This is a genomic window from Hymenobacter artigasi (genome assembly GCF_012275535.1).
GTDB lineage: Bacteria > Bacteroidota > Bacteroidia > Cytophagales > Hymenobacteraceae > Hymenobacter > Hymenobacter artigasi.
The window spans coordinates 321,278-339,688 of record NZ_JAAVTK010000002.1; the positions used below are offsets into that span (position 1 = coordinate 321,278).

General features: G+C 63.9%; 16 protein-coding genes. 3 read left to right on the forward strand and 13 right to left on the reverse strand.

What is annotated here, in order from left to right:
- The first annotated feature begins 65 nt into the window (after positions 1–65).
- The 3 genes from HBN54_RS04875 to HBN54_RS04885 all read left to right on the forward strand — a co-directional run bounded on the left by HBN54_RS04875 (position 66) and on the right by HBN54_RS04885 (position 3,285).
- Positions 66–1,184 carry an NAD(P)/FAD-dependent oxidoreductase gene (locus HBN54_RS04875; protein ID WP_168672033.1) on the forward strand — a complete coding sequence of 373 codons (1,119 nt, stop codon included), beginning with the start codon at positions 66–68 and terminating at the stop codon, positions 1,182–1,184.
- Between the two features lie 187 nt (positions 1,185–1,371).
- On the forward strand, positions 1,372–2,583 hold the full coding sequence (locus HBN54_RS04880) for a type III polyketide synthase (RefSeq protein WP_168672034.1): 1,212 nt from the start codon (positions 1,372–1,374) through the stop codon (positions 2,581–2,583).
- 3 nt (positions 2,584–2,586) lie between these two features.
- The gene (locus tag HBN54_RS04885) at positions 2,587–3,285 is read left to right on the forward strand and encodes a methyltransferase domain-containing protein (protein ID WP_168672035.1); all 699 of its coding nucleotides are present in this window, start codon (positions 2,587–2,589) and stop codon (positions 3,283–3,285) included.
- A 208-nt stretch (positions 3,286–3,493) separates the two neighbouring features.
- On the opposite strand, the gene HBN54_RS04890 is transcribed toward HBN54_RS04885, so the two are convergent.
- The 13 genes from HBN54_RS04890 to HBN54_RS04950 all read right to left on the reverse strand — a co-directional run bounded on the left by HBN54_RS04890 (position 3,494) and on the right by HBN54_RS04950 (position 18,372).
- Positions 3,494–4,393, reverse strand: a complete 900-nt coding sequence (locus tag HBN54_RS04890; protein WP_168672036.1) for a histone deacetylase family protein — start codon at positions 4,391–4,393, stop codon at positions 3,494–3,496.
- Between the two features lie 256 nt (positions 4,394–4,649).
- The gene (locus HBN54_RS04895) at positions 4,650–5,096 is read right to left on the reverse strand and encodes a hypothetical protein (RefSeq protein WP_168672037.1); all 447 of its coding nucleotides are present in this window, start codon (positions 5,094–5,096) and stop codon (positions 4,650–4,652) included.
- 169 nt (positions 5,097–5,265) lie between these two features.
- The gene (locus HBN54_RS04900) at positions 5,266–5,943 is read right to left on the reverse strand and encodes an ABC transporter ATP-binding protein (RefSeq protein WP_168672038.1); all 678 of its coding nucleotides are present in this window, start codon (positions 5,941–5,943) and stop codon (positions 5,266–5,268) included.
- Between the two features lies 1 nt (position 5,944).
- Positions 5,945–7,210, reverse strand: coding sequence for an ABC transporter permease (locus tag HBN54_RS04905; protein WP_168672039.1), 1,266 nt, complete (start codon positions 7,208–7,210; stop codon positions 5,945–5,947).
- Positions 7,207–8,289, reverse strand: coding sequence for an efflux RND transporter periplasmic adaptor subunit (locus HBN54_RS04910; protein WP_317170169.1), 1,083 nt, complete (start codon positions 8,287–8,289; stop codon positions 7,207–7,209). Before HBN54_RS04910 ends, HBN54_RS04905 begins: the two co-directional genes overlap by 4 nt.
- A gap of 301 nt (positions 8,290–8,590) precedes the next feature.
- A complete protein-coding gene (locus HBN54_RS04915) occupies positions 8,591–9,091 on the reverse strand; it encodes a general stress protein (RefSeq protein ID WP_168672041.1) in 501 nt (166 codons plus the stop codon).
- Between the two features lie 574 nt (positions 9,092–9,665).
- The gene (locus HBN54_RS23385; RefSeq protein WP_235955388.1) at positions 9,666–9,995 is read right to left on the reverse strand and encodes a hypothetical protein; all 330 of its coding nucleotides are present in this window, start codon (positions 9,993–9,995) and stop codon (positions 9,666–9,668) included.
- A gap of 158 nt (positions 9,996–10,153) precedes the next feature.
- On the reverse strand, positions 10,154–10,603 hold the full coding sequence (locus HBN54_RS04925) for a BLUF domain-containing protein (RefSeq protein WP_168672042.1): 450 nt from the start codon (positions 10,601–10,603) through the stop codon (positions 10,154–10,156).
- Between the two features lie 377 nt (positions 10,604–10,980).
- Positions 10,981–13,458, reverse strand: coding sequence for a cation-translocating P-type ATPase (locus HBN54_RS04930; RefSeq protein ID WP_168672043.1), 2,478 nt, complete (start codon positions 13,456–13,458; stop codon positions 10,981–10,983).
- A gap of 32 nt (positions 13,459–13,490) precedes the next feature.
- Positions 13,491–14,507, reverse strand: a complete 1,017-nt coding sequence (locus tag HBN54_RS04935) for a class I fructose-bisphosphate aldolase (protein WP_168672044.1) — start codon at positions 14,505–14,507, stop codon at positions 13,491–13,493.
- A gap of 149 nt (positions 14,508–14,656) precedes the next feature.
- Positions 14,657–17,059, reverse strand: coding sequence for a phosphoketolase family protein (locus HBN54_RS04940; RefSeq protein ID WP_168672045.1), 2,403 nt, complete (start codon positions 17,057–17,059; stop codon positions 14,657–14,659).
- Between the two features lie 237 nt (positions 17,060–17,296).
- Positions 17,297–18,049: an SDR family NAD(P)-dependent oxidoreductase gene (locus tag HBN54_RS04945; protein ID WP_168672046.1), complete on the reverse strand. Its 753-nt coding sequence runs from the start codon at positions 18,047–18,049 to the stop codon at positions 17,297–17,299.
- Between the two features lie 128 nt (positions 18,050–18,177).
- On the reverse strand, positions 18,178–18,372 hold the full coding sequence (locus HBN54_RS04950; RefSeq protein ID WP_168672047.1) for a hypothetical protein: 195 nt from the start codon (positions 18,370–18,372) through the stop codon (positions 18,178–18,180).
- Positions 18,373–18,411: the final 39 nt, after the last annotated feature.

Genomic DNA, 18,411 nt, shown 5'->3' on the forward strand with positions numbered 1-18,411 from the left:
ATCCAAAAACCTCGATAAACTCCGCTACTTTCACTTCCACCGTTCTTATTTCCCCGACCAGTTAAATGGATATTTTATTGATTGGCGGTGGCCTGGCCGGGCTGGCGGCCGCCCTGGACCTGGCCCGGCGCGGCCACCAGGTAACAGTAGTGGAGCGCAAGCAGTATCCGTTTCATAAAGTGTGCGGCGAATACGTGAGCAATGAGGTGCTGCCCTACCTGCGCCGCCTCGGGGCCGACCCGGCCGAGTTGGGGCCGGCGGCCATTTCGCGGTTCCTGCTGTCGTCGCCGGGCGGCCGCACGCTTAGCAGCCCGCTCGACCTGGGCGGCTTTGGCGTGAGCCGCTATCTGCTCGATGACTTTCTGTACCAGCAGGGCTTGGCGGCGGGCGTGGTGTTTCACCTCAAAAACACGGTAACGGACGTGACCTTTGACCCCGCCGCCGACCGGCACACCGTGACCCTGGCCGACGGCCGCACCCTCACGGCCCGCGTGGTGCTGGGCACCTACGGCAAGCGCGCCAACCTTGACCGGCAGCTGCAACGGCCGTTTTTCGCGCAACGCTCGCCCTACCTGGGCGTGAAATACCACCTGCGCCTGCCGGGCTTTCCGCGCGATGTGATTGCGCTGCACAACTTTGCCGATGGCTACGCCGGGATTTCGGCCATTGAAGAGGATAAGCTGTGCTTTTGCTACCTCAGCTCGCGCCAAAACCTAAAGGACCACGGCAGCATTCCGGCGCTGGAGCGGGAGGTGCTGGCCCGCAACCCGCGCCTGCGCGAAATCCTGGACGCGGCCGACGTGCTGTATCCGCAGCCCGAGGTCATCAATGAGATATCCTTCGCCCCCAAGCAGCCCGTGGAGCAGCACATCCTGATGGTGGGCGACGCGGCGGGCCTCATCACGCCGCTGTGTGGCAATGGCATGGCCATGGCGCTGCACGGCGCAGCGCTGGCGGCGGCGGCGGCCGACGGTTTTCTGGCGGGCCGCACCAGCCGCCCGCAGCTGGAACATGACTACGCCCGGGCCTGGCAGGCCCAGTTTGGGGCGCGCCTGCGGGTGGGCCGGGCGGTGCAGCAGCTCTTTGGCGGACCGCTGCTGAGCGAGGCGGTGGTGGGCGGCCTGCGCCACTGGCCGGGGGCGGTGCGGGCGCTGATGCGCCGCACCCACGGCCAGCCCTTCTAAAGACCGGCGGCAGCGCGGTAGTCCGGGTACCAAGGCCGGAATGTTATTGGTGTTTTTTTGGACCCAAATGTGTAAAATCCTGCCTTATTCCGTAAGTAGTGGAGCAATGTGCGGGACTGCCCGTAATTTCAGCCGTCAGGCGCATTGAGCTTCTTTTAATTATCCCAATCCGAAAATCCTTCCCGGAATGCCGAGTTACTTAGGTGCCATTGGCACAGCCAACCCCGTCCACCGCATTGCGCAGCCGCAAATTGCCGATTTCATGGCCCAGGCCCTGGAATTTGGCGAAAACGACACGCGCAAGCTACGGGCGTTGTACCGGGTTTCGGGCATTGCGCACCGGTATTCGGTGCTGCCCGACTATGGCCGGGCCAATGGCGACTACACGTTTTTTCCCAATACCCCCACCCTGGAGCCGTTTCCGAGCGTGGGCCAGCGCATGGCCGTTTATCGGCGGGAAGCGTTGCCGCTGGCCACCGAGGCTGTGCGCGAGTGCCTGCGCCAGGTGCCCGACGTGGCGGTGGACACCATCACGCATCTGGTGACGGTGAGCTGCACGGGCATGTACGCGCCGGGGCTGGACATTGAGCTGGTGCAGGCCCTGGGCCTGCGCCGCGACGTGCGCCGCACCTGCGTGAACTTCATGGGCTGCTACGCCGCCGTGAACGCCGTGAAGCTGGCTGATGCCTTCTGCCGCGCCGATGCCCAGGCCCGTGTGCTGATTGTGAGCGTGGAGCTGTGCACGCTGCACTTTCAAAAAAGCCCCGAGGAAGACCACCTCATCAGCAACGCGCTGTTTGGCGATGGCGCGGCGGCCTGCCTGGTGCAGGCTAGCCCGCTGCCCAACGGCGTGCCCAGCCTGGCACTGCAGGCCTTCCATTGCGGGCTGGAGCCCGATGGCCACGACGACATGGCGTGGCATATCAATGACTTCGGGTTTGAGATGACGCTGAGCAGCTACGTGCCGAAGCTGATTCAGCGCGGCATCCGCAACCTGACGGATGGGCTGCTGGCCAGCCTGCCCGTGGAGCTGGGCGACATCCGGCACTTCGCCATTCATCCCGGCGGACGCAAGATTCTGGAAACCATTGAGACCGAGCTGGGCCTGACCCACGACGACAACCGCCACGCCTACCGCGTGCTGCGCGACTACGGCAATATGTCGTCGGCCACGGTGCTGTATGTGCTGCGCGATGTGCTGGCCCACGCCACCCCGGCCGATGCCGGCGCGCCCGTGCTCAGCTTCGCCTTCGGCCCGGGCCTGACCATGGAGGCCATGCTGCTGGAGATTTCATTCACCAATGAACATTTAACATTTAACGAGCAGGCGCAAGAAGAAACGCAACAAGGCGCATTGACTGCTACAAAGCCCTTGCCCGAACTGTTAAATGTTAATTGATAAATGTTAAGTGAAAGAGCCTCCGGCCCGGAGCTGATGGACGACCTGACGCTGGCCAATGACGCCCTGCGCCAGAACCTCGACGAGCTGGAAACCATCAACACCTGGCTGGGCGGCTATGCGCCAGTGCTGAACGCGCTGCAACGCCTCAAAAGCCGCTTCCCAACTGGCCGCCCCCTTCGCCTGGCCGACCTGGGCAGCGGCGGCGGCGATACCCTACGCCACATAGCCCGCTGGGCCCGCAAAAACGGTGTGACCGTAGAACTGACCGGCATCGATGCCAATGCCTTCATGCTGGAATACGCCACGGCCAAAAGCCGGGAGTATCCCGAAATCAGCTACCGGCAGTTCGACATTTTCTCCCCGGAGTTTCAGACCCAGCCCTACGATGTGCTGACGTGCAGCCTGTTCTGCCACCATTTCACCGATGATGAGCTGGTGCCGCTGCTGCGGCAGTGGCACCAGCAAGCCGGCGTAGCCGTGGTCATCAACGACCTGCACCGGCACTGGCTGGCCTACCACAGCATCAAGTGGCTGACGCGGCTGCTGGGCGGCTCCTACCTCGTGCGGCACGATGCGCCGCTATCAGTGGCCCGGGCCTTCCGCCGGCCGGACTGGGTGGGGCTGCTGGCGCGGGCCGGCATCACGCGCTACAAGCTGCGCTGGCGCTGGGCTTTCCGCTGGCAGCTTACTATCATTTAACAATTAGCAATTAACATTTAACAGCCGTTCGATTGGCCGCTGCTCTTTCGGAGTTGAACTCCGAAAATAGACCTGACGGGGACTTGCAGTCCCCGCGCATGGCATGTCATCTCTCCAATTCGGGGGCTACAAGCCCCCGGCAGGTTCACTTCCGGAGTATAACTCCGGAAGAGCAGCTACGCTAAGGATGACAGGCCACCACTAACCACTAAAAAAGCCCCGCCGCTACCCGGTAGGTGTTGGCGTGGGCTTCTACGATGTCGATGATGCGTTCGGAATAGCCGCCGCCCATGCACACCACCACGGGCAGGCGGTGGCGGTGGCAAAGGCTGAGCACCAGCTCGTCACGCCGGCGGCAGCCTTCGCGGGTGAGGGCCAGGTGGCCGAGCTTGTCGGTGGCCAGCACATCGACACCGGCCAGGTAGAACACGAAATCGGGCTGCACTTCGTCGAGCAGGCGGGGCAGGGTTTCGGCCAGCAGCTTGAGGTAGTGGGCATCGTCGGTGCCGTCGGGCAGGGGGAGGTCGAGGTCGGAGGTTTCTTTGCGGGCGGGGTAGTTGCGGCCGCCGTGCATGGAGAAGGTGAACACCCGGGGCTCGTGCTGGAAAATGGCGGCCGTGCCGTTGCCCTGGTGCACGTCGAGGTCCACGATGAGGACTTTCTGTGCGTGGCCGTGGGCCAGCAGCCAGGCGGCGGCGGCGGCTTGGTCGTTCAGCAAACAAAAGCCCTCGCCCCGCGCCCGAAACGCGTGGTGCGTGCCGCCCGCAATGTTGAAGGCCACGCCGTGCACCAGCGCCTGCCGGGCCGCCTCGATGGTGCCGCCCAGGATGGTGATTTCGCGCTCGAACAGCTCGCGTGACCACGGGAAACCGGTGGCCCGCTCCTCCTGCCGGGTGAGCTGTCCGGTGCGCAGGCGGTGGTAGTAGTCGGCATCGTGCACCCGCAGGATGTCCTCGTCGGGCGGGGGCTGGGCCACGAAAAAATCGGCGGCGGTGGCGGTGCCTTCGTGCAGGAGCTGCCCGGGCAGCAGCTCGTATTTGAGCATGGGAAAGCGGTGGCCGGCGGGCAATGGGTGGGCGTAGCAGGGGGCAAAAGCAATGGGCAGCATCGGGGCAAAAGTCGGTAGTATAAGCGGGGAACTCAATCCCCCAATTTTGTAACACAAAACTTACCCTAAATGCTTGTCTTTGTGCGCGCCGGTGTGCTTCTTGCCGGTGCGAATACGGCCACCAGCTACTGGCAAAGCTGAGGAAACCCCAGAGACATCAAAAAAACGCCCCGACTACTGCAGTCGGGGCGTTTTTATTTTCTTTCAACCGGCCAAGTGAGCCATGACGGGTGCTCATTCCCTGCGGGCGCGGGGGCTATTGCTGGTGGGGGCGCGGAACTTTCACTCCGTTAGCCGTCAACACGATGGTACTGCTGATGAAGCTTTCGCAGGTGGCCAGCTCGTAGGTGATGCCCCCGGTGCGGGCATTGGTGATTTCGGCGGCCTGGCAGATGATGCGGCTTGGGTAGTAGTTGGTGAGGGTGCGGCGCACCGGCGGCGGGAGGGTGCTGGGCTCCACAATGGTGCCGGTGGCTTCGACATCGCCGTTGGTGCTGAACCTGACCAGCCGAAAGGCTTGGCTTTGTGTGTAGCTGGCCTGATACCAGCCCTGGGCGCGTTTCCATTTTACGTGGCGGGCCTCCGGATACAGCTTTTGCAGGGCCACAAAGGCCAGCGGGGGCACCTGGGCATCGGGGATGCCCTGCGCCGGCGCAACCTGCCCCCACAAAAGGGCCGCCAAAAGCAATAAGGTGGTTTTCATAACGGTATAGGCGCGGGAAACGCCGGTGCAGGCGTACGGCCTGGGCCAAAAGTACCCACTCCCCCACTGCCCGAGCATGCAAAAATGCAGCATTGGGGGATGATTTTTATCAACTGCAGCCTACGGCGCTGGCTGCGGGCCAGTGGATGACAGCTGCTACACACAAGCATCAGCTAATAATGCGGCCGTCCTCCATCTCGATGATGCGGTGGGTTTTGGCGGCGAAGTCGTTGTCGTGCGTTACGATGAGCAGGGCCTGGTGGTAGGTTTCGGCCAGCTCCTTGAAAATGTCGAACACGATTTCACCGTTTTTCTGGTCGAGGTTGCCGGTGGGCTCGTCGCCGAGGATGATGAGCGGGTCGTTTATCAGGGCGCGGGCAATGGCGACGCGCTGCTTCTGGCCGCCCGAGAGCTGGTTGGGCTTCTTGAGCGCCTCGCTTTCGATGCCCAGAATCTTTAGCTTCTCGTAGGCCCGGTGCTCGATTTCCGGGCGCGATAGTTTGCCCAGCTTTTCGGCGGGCAGCATCACGTTGCGCAGCACCGAAAACTCGTTCAGCAGGTAGTGAAACTGGAATACGAAGCCGATTTGCTCGTTGCGCACGCGGGCCAGCGCGGCTTCTTTTTTGCCCCGCATGGGCACGCCGTCAATCAGCAGCTCGCCCTCGTAGGCCGTGTCCATGGTGGAGAGAATGTAGAGCAGCGTGGACTTGCCGCAGCCCGACTTGCCCACCACGGCCGCAAACTCGCCCCGGTTCAGGGCAAACGACACGTCGTGCAGCACCTGCACCCGCACGGGGTCGTCGAAATACTTGATGAGCTGGCGGGCTTCGATTGCTGGCGTGTCCATGTTACTTGCCTCGGATGATGTCGACCGGGTCGACCCGGCTGGCCTTGCGGGCCGGAAAATATCCCGCCAGATAAGTGGTAATGAGCGAGAACACCGCCCCGATGCCGTAGAAAACCGGGTTGAAACTGACCGGGTAGAAGTGCACCGTGGGCAGCGAGGCCGGGTGAAACGGCACGTAGGAAATCAGGACCGAGAGCCCGAAGCCGAACAGCAGCCCCGCCGCGCCGCCCGACAGCCCAATGGCCAGCGCCACCGCCACAAACAGCCGCCGCACATCGCCCCCCGAAAACCCGATGGCCTTGAGGATGGCAATAGTGTCCATCTTCTCGTAAATCATCATATTCAGGATGTTATAAATCCCGAAGCCCGCCACAATCAGCAGCGTGATGCCCACGGTATACGAAATGAGCGTGCGGATGAAGGTGCCGGTTTCAAACTGCGAATTGGCGGTTTGGATGTCCAGGGCCTGCACGTCGTAGCGCTGCGCGTATTCCCGGGCCAGCGGCGGTGCCAGGCTGAAATCGTAGAGCTTCACCTGCACGTCGGTGACGTAGTTGTTGGCTTCGCCGAGCAGCTTTTGGGCCGTGAACAGGGAGGTGTAGCTCTGCACTTTATCCACATCGAGCAGGCCCGACTCGAACAAACCGACCACTTTGAGCTGGACGTGGTTGCCCTTCACGGTGGTGATTTGCACCACGTCGCCCACGCCCACCAGCATAATGTCGGCGGCGGCTTTGCCGAGGATAATGCTATTGGCCACGGTTTTGAGGCTGAGCGGATTGCCCGTCGTCACGTAGTCGCCGAAGGCAAACAGCCGGTCTTCCTGCTCCACCTCGATGCCGCTGATGGTGCCGGTGAGGTTGATGGTGCCCACGTTGTAGAACACCTGGGCCTGGGTTTTGGGAGCCACTCCGCGCACGCGCGGGTCGCGGCGCAGGGCCGCGATGATAGCCCCGACGTTGCGAATGCGCGGCAGCTCGTCGCTGGGCCTGATGGAGCGGATGAAATGGTGCTGCCGCCCCGCGCCGGCACTGGTATAGCGGTCGATGGGCTGCCGCGGGGCTGGCTGCACCTCGTTATAAAGGCGAATGTGGGGCGTGCGGTTCACCACCAGCCCGTCGAGCAGCTGGTTGAGGCCCGCCATGAAGCTGAGCAGCGCAATGAACATGGTGATGCTGAACGTGACGCCCACGGCCGCCACCAGCGACTGCCGCCCCCGGGCCAGCAGCAGCGACAGGGCCACGTCGTAGAGCAGGGGCAGCTTCATTTCGCGGGGGCCGTGAGTTCGTCGGCGGGCGTGAGGCCGGCCAGGATTTCCACCATCTGGTAGTCGCGCAGGCCGATTTTCACCCGCGCCAGCTGGCCGTCGGCCTTCCGCACCGTGGAGTCGTCGACCAGCAGGCGGCGCGGAATCAGCAGCGCTTTGGCTTTGGTTTGCAGCACGATGTTGGCCTCGAAGCTCACGAACGGGTAGAGCACCGGCGGCTGGCGCACGAAGGCCGCATCTACCTGAAACGTGCGGCTGCCGGTGTTCATCATCGGCGAAATGGCGCTGACGCGGGCCGTGAACACCTGCCCCTTGTAACTGTCCAGCGTGACCAGCACCAGCTGACCGGGGCGGATTTTCACGATGTCGGACTCGTCTACCTGCATTTCGAGCACGAAGTGGCGGGCGTCGCCCAGCAGGGCCAGCGGCGTTTGGGGCGTCACGGCCTCGCCTTTTTCGCGGTAGAGCTGGTACACGATGCCGTTTACTTTGCTGCGCAGCACGAAGTCGCTGGCCTGCCGCTGGGCAATCTGCAGGTTTTTGCGCGACTGCGCGGCCCCGAAATCGAGCTGCTTTTTGAGCGTCTGGTAGTTGAGCACGGCCGACTCGTAAGCGGCTCGGGAGCCGGCGTAGGCCAGCTCGCGCTGCTCCAGCGCCAGCTTCGTGCCGATGGTTTGTTGCCAGAGCTGGCGCTGGCGCGTGAGCTGCAGCTGGTCGTTCTGCATGGTGCGGCGTTGCAGGGCAATGCGCTGGCGGGCCTCTTCGAGCTGGCTTTGGTTGGCGGCCACGGCGGCGTAGCGGGCGGCCAGGGCGGCGTTTTCCTGGTTGAGCTGCTGCACGTCGCTGGCAATGGAGAGCAGCGGCGTGCCCACCCGCACCGAGTCGCCCTCGCGCACCAACACCATTTGAATAATGCCCCCAGCGGTGGCAAACGCCTGGTACTGCTGCCCGCTCTTCACAGTTCCAGCCGCGTACACCGACTCCGAAATAGCCGACCACACCGGTTTCACCCGCTCGGCCTTATCCCGGCAGCCGGCCAAAGCCACGAGCAGCAGCAGCAGCCAGCGCCCGGGTGGCACGGCAGACGGGCAAGGTGTTCGGTGTCGGTTGAGGTTCATGGGCTGACACGCGGCAATCGGGGGCCCCGTTTTCGAAAGGGAAATGGGATAATTACTCGCTCCGGCAGGCTGCACCGGCGGGCCGGTTGACGGAGCAGGTGATGCTGCATAAGCGGCTGATTTAGTAGCTGATGTTAAGCAGTGGCGGCTGCAGGTTTAGCTGCTGGCTGCTGGCAGAACGCGGTTGAGCCGTTTTTCAGGACGCGAAACCAGTGGCCAAGCGCAGCTTCTGACTCAAGTGCTACCGGCGTAACATCAATAATTAAGCTAACACAGCCGTATTGGCTCCCAGAATCTCGCGGGCCTGCGCCACCTCGGCGGCCGTGCCGTGAGCCAGGAGCATGTATTTCCCCACCTTAATTTCGGTTTCGTATTCCAGCACGCTGTTGTCGGGCACGCCCAGGCTCACCAGCGCCGCGCCCAGGGCACTCACGCCGCCTACCACCACGGCACCTTCCAGCGCGCCCACCAGCATACCCACCAGCGGCCCGGCCAGCACAAGCGGACCCACGCCCGGAATAAGAATGAAGGCGGAGCCCATCAGCATGCCCCACATGCTGCCCCAGAAGGCCCCGTTGCCGCCCCATTTCATTATACGGTCGCCCATGTTGTAGTAGCCCACCACGTTTTCCTCGGCGTGGTAGTCGCGGCCCACAATGGAGAGCTGCTGCATGTTGAAACCGTGATGCTGGAGCTTTTTAACGGCCTGCTCGGCTTGCTCGTGGGTGTCGTAGAGCGCGGTCATTACGGGGGCGTGGTTCATATAAGAGGGGGGTTGAATGAGGAGAAAACTGGCAACGGACCATTGCTGCCGCCTACCTACTGCCCGGCGGCAGCGATAGCGGCGAATTGGAGAGGCAAGATTACGCGGAGCCAGCCGCCAGCCGCATGACGAGCATCAAGCATTGGGCTGATTTTCAGCAGGGATTTTGCGGGTACACTGTTGCTTATTTGCCATCCGTGGGCACCACCTGCGCGGGCCGGCGGCCTAGCCAGCTGTGGCCGGAGCTGGCCAGGCCGGCCCGCGTTTTCAGCAGTTGAAACCGCGCCAGCCACCGGCGCACGCCCCAATCTGCTATTCCCTTGATTTTTAGATGCTTGATTGTGTTTTTTATTATGAAAACCAATCAAACAGCCGCCGTAGCCCCTGCGTAACAGCCGTTGCTAAAACGAGAGCGTTTAAATAAAAACGTCATGCTGCGCTGGCCGAGGAATCTCTACCGCATCAGTAATTATTTACTTGTGCGGTAGAAATGCCTCGGCCAGCGCAGCATGACGTTCTGTTCGGGGCTTGCGGCCAATGGCCGGCATGCCCTGGCAGTAAAGCTATTGAAGACCTACAGGGCGTTCAGCATTTTGATAACCTGACGCTTGCGCTTGCCCAGCTTGGCTTTCAGGCGGCTTACCAGCTCGTGGCCCTTGCCTTCCACGTAGGTCAGGTCCTCGTCGGTAAGGTGGGTGTAGGTTTGCTGCAGCTTGTCTTTTAGCTGGTCCCAGTCGCCGCGCAGGCGCAGCCGTTGGTCGGTGCGGAAGTCGCGGAAGTGCTGGCGGCGCGCCATGCCTTTTTTGGAGTACAGCAGGATGCCGGTGAGCGCACCCACGCCCGCGCCGGCCAGGGCGGTGAGCAATACTTTACCGGTAGTGTTTTTGGGGGTTTCGCACGTCATAATAAGCGGATTAAAAAATGGGTACTCAGGCCACAGGCCAACTTCGGCGCTGGGCATTTGGGGTTTTGGCAAAGGTTGCGCCCGGGCCCGCCACGCCGCCCTGACTTTCAGCAGGCCAATTGATGATGTTCATCAAGCCGGGGGCAGACGGGCCGCTTTCAGGGCTGCTCCTGCCAGGCCGGAACGTGGTCCAGGGCCACAAAATCGAGCACCAGGCCCAGCAGCTGGGGCCGGGGGTAAGGGCGGGGCGTCAGGCCGAGGGAGTTGTTGGTGGCCTCGCCCAGTAGGGTACGCAGGTCGCTGGGCTGGGCGTAGCGGAGGCCCATCGTCCAAGTGGCGAAGCTGCGCGTTGGCCACGACCCTTCGCCCAGCACCTGGCAGTGGTGGTGGCGCGGGTCCGACAGGATGGCGTGGTAATAGAGGTGCCGGACGGCGGCCCGGGGGCCTTCCAGCACTTGCAGAAAGCGGCCCTCGGGCGTGTGCAGCAGCACGCCGGTGATGCCGTGCTGCCGGTTGTAGGCGCGGGACTGCAGCAGCAGCTCGTGGAGGGCGGTGGCCCCCATCGGCTCCATCCACTGGCTTTGATAGATAAGGTGATACGGTTGCATAACAGATAAGCAGAAAGGCGGGCGAGGGGGTTACAGCCGGGGCGCAGCCCGGGAATCGGGACGGGCCATAACGGCAGCGACAGTAGTGGAAAGGGCTCCGCGGGGTCGCAGCGGGTGGCGGCCGTCCGTGGTTTGTTTCAGAGCCCGGCGAGCGAAGGCCAGGGTACCGAAGACGGTAACTTTCATAGAATGAAGCGGAAAGAGAAATGGTAATCGGCCCGAAACAAGGCTCCGCAAGGTTCCGGCCGGCGGCTGGCGCAACCCATGATATAAATCCGGTTTTTAGCTGATAATCATCGGGCTATACGTATTTATTATTCAGGTTATTTGCGAGCGACGGCTTCGGCTCCGCTTCGCTGCCCAGGCCGCCGCCGGTATCATTGGTGCCGCAGGGCCTTGTAGCCTTCCACCCAGCCCACTCCCACCAGCGCGGCCAGCGCGCACCCGCCCAGCCAGGCCAGCGGCACGGGCGCAAAGCCGAACAACCGCTGCGCCGCCGGCACCAGCAGCGTAATCAGCAGCAGGGCCAGCGTGAGGGCCAGCATCAGCCAGAGGATGCGGTTGGGCACGCGCAGGGTGCGCCACACCGATTGCGTGAACGAGCGGTTGACCAGCGTGAGGCCCACATTGCTGAGCACCAGCGTGGCAAACACCAGCGTGCGGCCCACCGGCAGCGGCAGGCCCAGGCGCATGGCCGCGTAGTACACGCCCAGTACCGCCGCCGCAATGCCAAGGCCCTGCAGCAGGCTGCGGCCGAGCTCGGCCCCGGCCAGGAAGGTGCTGCTGAGCGGGCGCGGCGGCTGCTGCATCTGGCCGGCCTCGGCGGGCTCGTTTTCGAAGGCGATAGAGCAGGTCGGACCCATCACCAGCTCCAGGAATATGATGTGCACGGGCGTGAACAGGTTGGCCCACTCCCACCCCGCCAGCAGCGGCACAGCCACCGTGAGCACAATGGGGATGTGAATGGAAACGACGTAGAAAACCGCCTTTTTGAAGTTCTGGTAGATGCGCCGGCCCTGGGCAATGGCCGTCACCATGCCCGCAAGGTCATCGTCGACGAGCACCAGCGAGGCCGCCTGCCGGGCCACTTCGGTGCCGCGCCGGCCCATGGCCACGCCGATGTGGGCGGCTTTCAGGGCGGGGCCGTCATTCACGCCGTCGCCGGTCATGGCTACTACTTCGCCGTTGGCTTTCAGGGCTTCCACCACCTTCAGCTTGGCCTCCGGAAACATGCGGGCAAATACCGCCGTGGCAGTGGCCTGCTGCTGAAGCTCGGCGTTGGATAAGTCCATCACCTGCTGGCCGGTGAGCAGGGTTTCGGCCCCCGGCAGGCCCACCTGGCGGGCAATGGCCTGGGCGGTTTCGGGGAAGTCGCCGGTTATCATCTTCACCTGAATACCGGCTGCCAGAAACTCCTGGATAACGGCCGCCGCATTGGCTTTGGGCGGGTTTTCGAGGGCAATCAGCCCCAGAAACTCCCAGGCATAATCGTCCTGTGCGGCCGGGAAGTCGGGGCCGGCCTGCGCCGCCTGCGCCACGCCCAGCACCCGGTAGCCCCGGCCCGACAGCTCCCTGGTGACCCGCCGAATTTCCTCGGCTACGGCCGGGGCCGGGCGGCACACGGCCAGAATATGCTCTACGGCCCCTTTGCCGGCCACCAGGGGCTGGCCGCTTACCTGGCGCACATGGGTCATCATGGGTGGAGTGCCGCCCAGCGGATACTCGTGTAGCATGGGGCTAGGAGCGGCAGCGGCGGCCGGGGCGGCGGTAGCGAAGGCGGCCACAATGGCCTTTTCCATGGCGTCGAAGGGTTCGGTTTCGCTGGCGTAGCGGGCGCAGGCCAGCACCTGGGCAGCCGTGGGTGGGAGCGCACCGGGCAGCGACACAATGCTGGCCGTGGCCCCATCATAAAGCTGCGCCACGCGCATGCCCTCCTGGGTGAGGGTGCCGGTTTTATCGGCGCAGATGACGGTGGCCGAGCCCAGGCTTTCCACGGTTTGGGGCTGCTTGGTGAGCACGCCCAGCCGGCTCAGCCGCGCCGCGCCCAGCGCCATAAAGCTGCTGAAAGCCACCGGAATTTCCTCGGGCAGAATGGACATGGCCAGCGTGAGGCCGAAGAGCAGGGCCGTGACCCAGTTGCCGGAATGGGCAAAGTTCACTCCCCACACCAGCACAAACGCCCCCGCCCCCACCCAGGCCATGCGCAGCACAAACTGCCGCACCTGCAGCTGCAAGGGCGTTTTTTCGGTATCAATAGCTTCCAGACTTTGCCCGATGCGGCCGAGCCGGGTGCCCGTGCCCACGGCCGTAACCGTGAGCCAGGCGCTGCCCGCCACGGTGCTGGTGCCCGCAAAGGCCGGGTCGCCCACGGCCTTAGCTACCGCCACGGCCTCGCCGGTCAGAATGGCCTCATCCACGGAGAAGTCGTTCAGCTCGGTCACGGTGCCGTCGGCGGGCAGGCGGGCGCCTTCGGCCACCAGCACCGCGTCGCCCACCACCAGGTCTTCGACCGGCACAGTGGCTACCACGCCATTGCGGCGCACCTGGGCCCGGGGCTGCGTGAGCTGGCGCAGGGCCCCCAGCGCCTTATCACTGCGGATTTCCTGGTACACCGAGATGCCCGCCACTACCAGCAGCGCCACGCCCAGCGTGATGGCCTCGGCCACTTCGCCCAGCCCGACATACACCGCACAAGCCACCAGCAGCAGCAGAAACATGGGCTCCAGCACTACTTCCCGCAGGGTGGCCAGTAGCCCCGAGCCCTTGGCTGCGGGCAGTACGTTGGGGCCGTGGGTCAGGCGGGCGGCCAGCACGGCTTTGCTGGTAAGGCCGGGAGCGAACGCGAGGCGGGGCATAGGCTAATTAAATGATATTCTGCTTATTCGCATTAGCAGCTCAGGCTAACGCGTGCCTCAATCACCGCCGCCGCGTTGCTGCGCACCCGCTCCAGCAGGGCCTGCTGGGCGGCGGGCACGTTGGCCGCCGCTCCGCCCCATATTTCCAGGGCTGGCTGTTGCAGCGCCCGGCCAAACGAGAACGTGAGCGACCACGGCAACCGGCCGGCAAACCGCCTGTGCATGGCCGCCAGGTGGCGCGTGGCCTGCTCGGGCGACTGCCCACCCGACAAAAACGCCACGCCGGGAACGGCCGCTGGCACCGTGCGCAACAGGCAGGCCACGGTAGCATCGGCCACCTGCGCGGTGGTGGGCTGTTTGGGGCAGTCGGCCCCGGCCAGTACCATACTGGGCTTCAGCAATATCCCTTCCAGGGCCACGCCCTGGGTGCGCAGCTGGGCAAATACCTCGTGCAGCACGTCTTCCGTCACGGCGGCGCAGCGGGCCAGGGCGTGGGGGCCAGTCAGCAGCACTTCGGGCTCCACTATGGGAACCAGACCGGCCGCCTGGCACAGGGCGGCGTAGCGGGCCAGGGCGTGGGCATTGGCCGCAATACCGGCCCGGCTGGGCCGGTCGTGGCCGATGGTGAGCACCGCCCGCCACTTGGCGAAGCGGGCTCCCAGCGCCGCGTATTCGGCCAAGCGCGGGCGCAGGCCGTCGAGCCCTTCGGTCACCTGCTCGCCGGGAAAGCCGGCCAGCTCGTGCGCGCCCAGGTCCACTTTGATACCGGGGATAATGCCCGCCTGCTGCAGGATTTCCATGAACAAAACGCCCGCCGCTGTGCGCTGCCGGATGGTTTCATCGAACAGAATGGCCCCACTGATGCCCGCGCCCAGGCCCGGCGTGGTCACCAGCAGCTCGCGGTAGGCACGGCGGGCCTCCACGGTTTCGGGGATGCCCAGCGCGGCGAAGCGGGCGTTGCAGGTGCCGGTGCTTTCGTCCATGGCCAGCAGGCCCTTACCGGGGGCCATCAGCGCCTGGGCGGTGGTAGTTAGGGTATTTAGGTTCATGGCTTTGCTATTAAAACGACTGTCATCCTGAGCGCAGCGAAGGACCTTATCATGCTCACATCAGTTGGATTACCGCAAACTGTTTTTCGGTGATAAGGTCCTTCGCAAGCTCAGGATGACAGGCTGCGCTCAGGATGACAGGACGGGCGCTAGGCTTTCCACTGCCAGTTGCGGATTTCGGGCATGTCTTCGCCGTGGTGCTCGATGTAGCGCTTGTGCTCCACCAGCTTATTCTTGAGGTGCTGTTTGAGATAAGCGCCCTTGTTGCCGAGCTGGGGCACGCGGTCGAGCACGTCCATGGCCAGGTGGAAGCGGTCCATGTCGTTGAGCACCGTCATGTCGAAGGCCGTGGTGATGGTGCCTTCCTCCTTGTAGCCGCGCACGTGCAGCAGCTGGTTGTTGGCGCGGCTGTAGGTGAGGCGATGCACCAGCCACGGATAGCCGTGAAAGGCGAAAATAACGGGCTTGTCGCGGGTAAACAGCGCGTCATAGTCGGCCTCGCTCAAGCCGTGGGGGTGCTCGGTGCTGCGCTCCAGCTTCAGCAAATCGACCACGTTCACGACCCGGATTTTCAGCTCCGGCAGGTGCTCCCGCAGGATGCTGGCGGCGGCCAGGATTTCCAGGGTGGGCACGTCGCCACAGCAGGCCAGCACGGCATCAGGCTCCTGGCCGGCGTCGGTGCTGGCCCAGGGCCAGAGGCCGATGCCCTCGGCGCAGTGGGTGCGGGCGGCGTCCATGGGCAGCCACTGCGGGGCGGGGTGCTTGCCGGCCACAATCACGTTCACGTAGTGGCGGCTGCGCAGGCAGTGGTCCATCACCGAGAGCAAGCAGTTGGCATCGGGCGGCAGGTACACGCGCACAATGCTGGCTTTCTTGTTGATAACGTGGTCAATAAAGCCGGGGTCCTGGTGCGTGAAGCCGTTGTGGTCCTGCCGCCACACGGTGGACGTGAGCAGGTAGTTGAGCGAGGCAATTTTGCGGCGCCACGGAATTTCAAGCGTCAGCTTCAGCCACTTGGCGTGCTGGTTAAACATCGAGTCCACGATGTGCACAAATGCCTCGTAGCAGTTGAACAGCCCGTGGCGGCCGGTGAGCAGGTAGCCTTCCAGCCAGCCCTCGCACTGGTGCTCGCTCAGCATTTCGAGCACGCCGCCCTCCGGGGCCAGGAATTCGTCGTTGACCTCCACGGCGGCATCCCACTGGCGGTTGGTGGCTTCGAACACGGCTTCGAGCTTGTTCGACATCGTTTCATCGGGCCCGAAGACGCGGAAGTTGCGCGGGGCGGCGTTCAGCCGCAGCACGTCGCGCAGAAACTTGCCTACCGTGCCGGTATCGCTGGCCTCCACGGCACCCGGCGCGGGCACGGCTACGGCGTAGTCGGCGTAGTTGGGCAGGTGCAAATCGTGCAGCAGCAGGCCGCCGTTGGCGTTGGGGTTGGCGCCCATGCGGTGGGTACCTTGCGGGGCCAGCGCGGCTATTTCGGGCCGCAGCTTGCCTTCATCATCGAACAGCTCTTCGGGCCGGTAGCTTTTCAGCCAGCCTTCGAGCTGGGCCAGGTGCGCGGGCGGCGCGCTGGCCGACACGGCCAGCGGCACCTGGTGCGACCGGAAGGTGCCCTCGTTGGGCACGCCGTCCACTTCCTTGGGGCCGGTCCAGCCCTTGGGCGATTTCAGCACAATCATCGGCCAGCGCGGCCGGGTGAGGTCGCCGTTTTCACGGGCCTCATACTGAATCTGTTGGATATTGGCAACGACTTCTTCCAAGACCGCCGCCATGGCCTGGTGCATCAGCTCGGGCTCGTGGCCTTCCACGTAGTAGGGCGTCCAGCCGTAGCCGCGCAGCAGCTGGTCCAGCTCATCGGGCGTGATGCGGGCCAGCACCGTGGGGTTGGAAATCTTGTAGCCGTTGAGGTGCAGAATGGGTAGCACCGCGCCGTCGCGGGCTGGGTTGAGGAACTTGTTGGAGTGCCAGGCCGTGGCCAGCGGGCCGGTTTCGGCCTCGCCGTCGCCAATCACGCAGGCCACCACCAGCTCGGGGTTATCAAACACCGCCCCGAAGGCGTGGCTGAGCGAGTAGCCCAGCTCGCCGCCTTCGTGAATGGAGCCCGGCGTTTGGGGCGAGGCATGGCTGGAAATGCCGCCGGGGTAGGAAAACTGCGTAAACAGCCGTTTCAGCCCGATTTCATCCTGGCTGATGTTGGGGTACACCTCGCTGTAAGTGCCTTCCAGGTAAGTACCCGCCACCACCGCCGGCCCGCCGTGGCCGGGTCCGGATAGGTAAATCATGTTCAGGTCGTGCGCTTTAATGGCCCGGTTGAGGTGGGTATAAATGAAGTTCTGGCCCGGCGTGGTACCCCAGTGCCCCAGCAGCATCTTCTTGACGTGCGCCAGCGCGAGCGGCTCGCGCAGCAAGGGGTTGTCGCACAGGTATATCTGACCCACCGACAGGTAGTTGGCCGCCCGCCAGTAGGCATCGATGAGCGTGACTTCTTCCGCCGTGAGCGGCACTGGGGCCGGGCGCACGGCGGGCGGGGCGAGGGTGCTGGTTTCCATAGTAGTTAGGGTTAGGCGTTTTTTCTTCGCCAGCCAGCAAAAGCTGGCGGACGAGCGGCGCAATCATGCCCGCCCATCGGTGGAAATGGCGCATTGCGGGCTGCGGTTGGGCAGGGCTTGCCGCGGCTGGTGTTGCTGGTTGCCCATTAAACGCTTATGAGCCGTTTTGCGGGACAAGAACCAATCGGCAACGTGGTGCATTCCTGGCACGGGAGTGACTAGCGTGCCAGCCATCCGTTACTTAGCCAGATAGCCGCCATCGACGGGGTAGTAGGCACCGGTGACGAACGAGGCCTTGTCGGAGCTGAGCCAGATGACCAGCTCGGCCACTTCCTCGGAACGGCCCAGCCGGCCGATGGGATGCAGCGCCACGAGCGCCTGCTTGGTTTTGGCCGAGAAGTCCTTGAGTAGCGGCGTATCGATGTAGCCCGGACCCACCGCGTTGATGCGAACGCCCTGCGCGGCGTATTCCTGGGCGGCCGTTTGGGTGAGGCCCACCACGGCGTGCTTGGCCGCCACGTAGCCGGCCAGCGTGGGCGTGCCCACCTGCCCCAGAATGGAGGCCATGTTGATAATGGCGCCGTGGCCCTGCTTCAGCATCACTTCCAGCTCGTATTTAAGGCAGAAGAACACGCTGTTCAGGTTCACATTAATAATCTTCTGCCAGCCTTCGAGCGAGTAGTCGGCGGTCAGGCTCAGCTCGCCGGTGATGCCGGCGTTGTTGCAGGCCACATCGAGCGTGCCGAAGGCGGCCACCGTTTCCTGCACCAGCTGGTGGCACTGGGCGGGGTCGCCCACATCGGCCTTGTAGAAGCGGGCGTTGGCCCCGGCGGCGGTTAGCTCGGCCACCACCTGCCGGCCCTGCTCCTCGTCGATATCCGACACCATGACGTTGGCCCCGTGCTGCCCGTAGAGCAGCGCCACCGCCCGGCCAATACCCGACGCCGCCCCGGTAACCAGGGCCGTTTTTCCTTGCAAATCCTTATCCATGAAGTAGGTGTTTTAAGCTGTTGGCGCAGCTCCCGAACCGGTCGGGGCCGGGGGTTGCGCCGGGCATAAAGGTCCGGGGCCGGGCTTAGCCGGGCCATGACAATAATTGCCTGATTAGCTGATTTTTGTTAGAGAGTGGTTTGCTCATCGCGCAGGTCGAACACGTTGCCGCCCTCGGCCCGGTGGTCGGGGGCGGGCTCCGGGGCCGGCTCGGTAGACGGTTCTCCGAATTCGCCGTATTCCGGCGTGCCTTCGTGGGCTTCGGCGGCCAGGTCCGGCACAACCGGCGTAGTGGTGGGCGGCAGCAGGGGCTTCTTTTTCATGACTTTAGGGCTTTTTAGTGAGCGGAATAAGCAAGGGGC

Coding starts and splice junctions, on each gene's coding strand:
- HBN54_RS04950 (WP_168672047.1), bottom strand. CDS start 18,372: ATGAAAAAGAAGCCCCTGCTGCCGCCCACCACTACGCCGGTTGTGCCG.
- HBN54_RS04905 (WP_168672039.1), bottom strand. CDS start 7,210: ATGAAGCTGCCCCTGCTCTACGACGTGGCCCTGTCGCTGCTGCTGGCC.
- HBN54_RS04875 (WP_168672033.1), top strand. CDS start 66: ATGGATATTTTATTGATTGGCGGTGGCCTGGCCGGGCTGGCGGCCGCC.
- HBN54_RS04900 (WP_168672038.1), bottom strand. CDS start 5,943: ATGGACACGCCAGCAATCGAAGCCCGCCAGCTCATCAAGTATTTCGAC.
- HBN54_RS04895 (WP_168672037.1), bottom strand. CDS start 5,096: ATGAAAACCACCTTATTGCTTTTGGCGGCCCTTTTGTGGGGGCAGGTT.
- HBN54_RS04890 (WP_168672036.1), bottom strand. CDS start 4,393: ATGCTGCCCATTGCTTTTGCCCCCTGCTACGCCCACCCATTGCCCGCC.
- HBN54_RS23385 (WP_235955388.1), bottom strand. CDS start 9,995: ATGACGTGCGAAACCCCCAAAAACACTACCGGTAAAGTATTGCTCACC.
- HBN54_RS04945 (WP_168672046.1), bottom strand. CDS start 18,049: ATGGATAAGGATTTGCAAGGAAAAACGGCCCTGGTTACCGGGGCGGCG.
- HBN54_RS04935 (WP_168672044.1), bottom strand. CDS start 14,507: ATGAACCTAAATACCCTAACTACCACCGCCCAGGCGCTGATGGCCCCC.
- HBN54_RS04925 (WP_168672042.1), bottom strand. CDS start 10,603: ATGCAACCGTATCACCTTATCTATCAAAGCCAGTGGATGGAGCCGATG.
- HBN54_RS04885 (WP_168672035.1), top strand. CDS start 2,587: ATGTTAAGTGAAAGAGCCTCCGGCCCGGAGCTGATGGACGACCTGACG.
- HBN54_RS04940 (WP_168672045.1), bottom strand. CDS start 17,059: ATGGAAACCAGCACCCTCGCCCCGCCCGCCGTGCGCCCGGCCCCAGTG.
- HBN54_RS04930 (WP_168672043.1), bottom strand. CDS start 13,458: ATGCCCCGCCTCGCGTTCGCTCCCGGCCTTACCAGCAAAGCCGTGCTG.
- HBN54_RS04880 (WP_168672034.1), top strand. CDS start 1,372: ATGCCGAGTTACTTAGGTGCCATTGGCACAGCCAACCCCGTCCACCGC.
- HBN54_RS04915 (WP_168672041.1), bottom strand. CDS start 9,091: ATGAACCACGCCCCCGTAATGACCGCGCTCTACGACACCCACGAGCAA.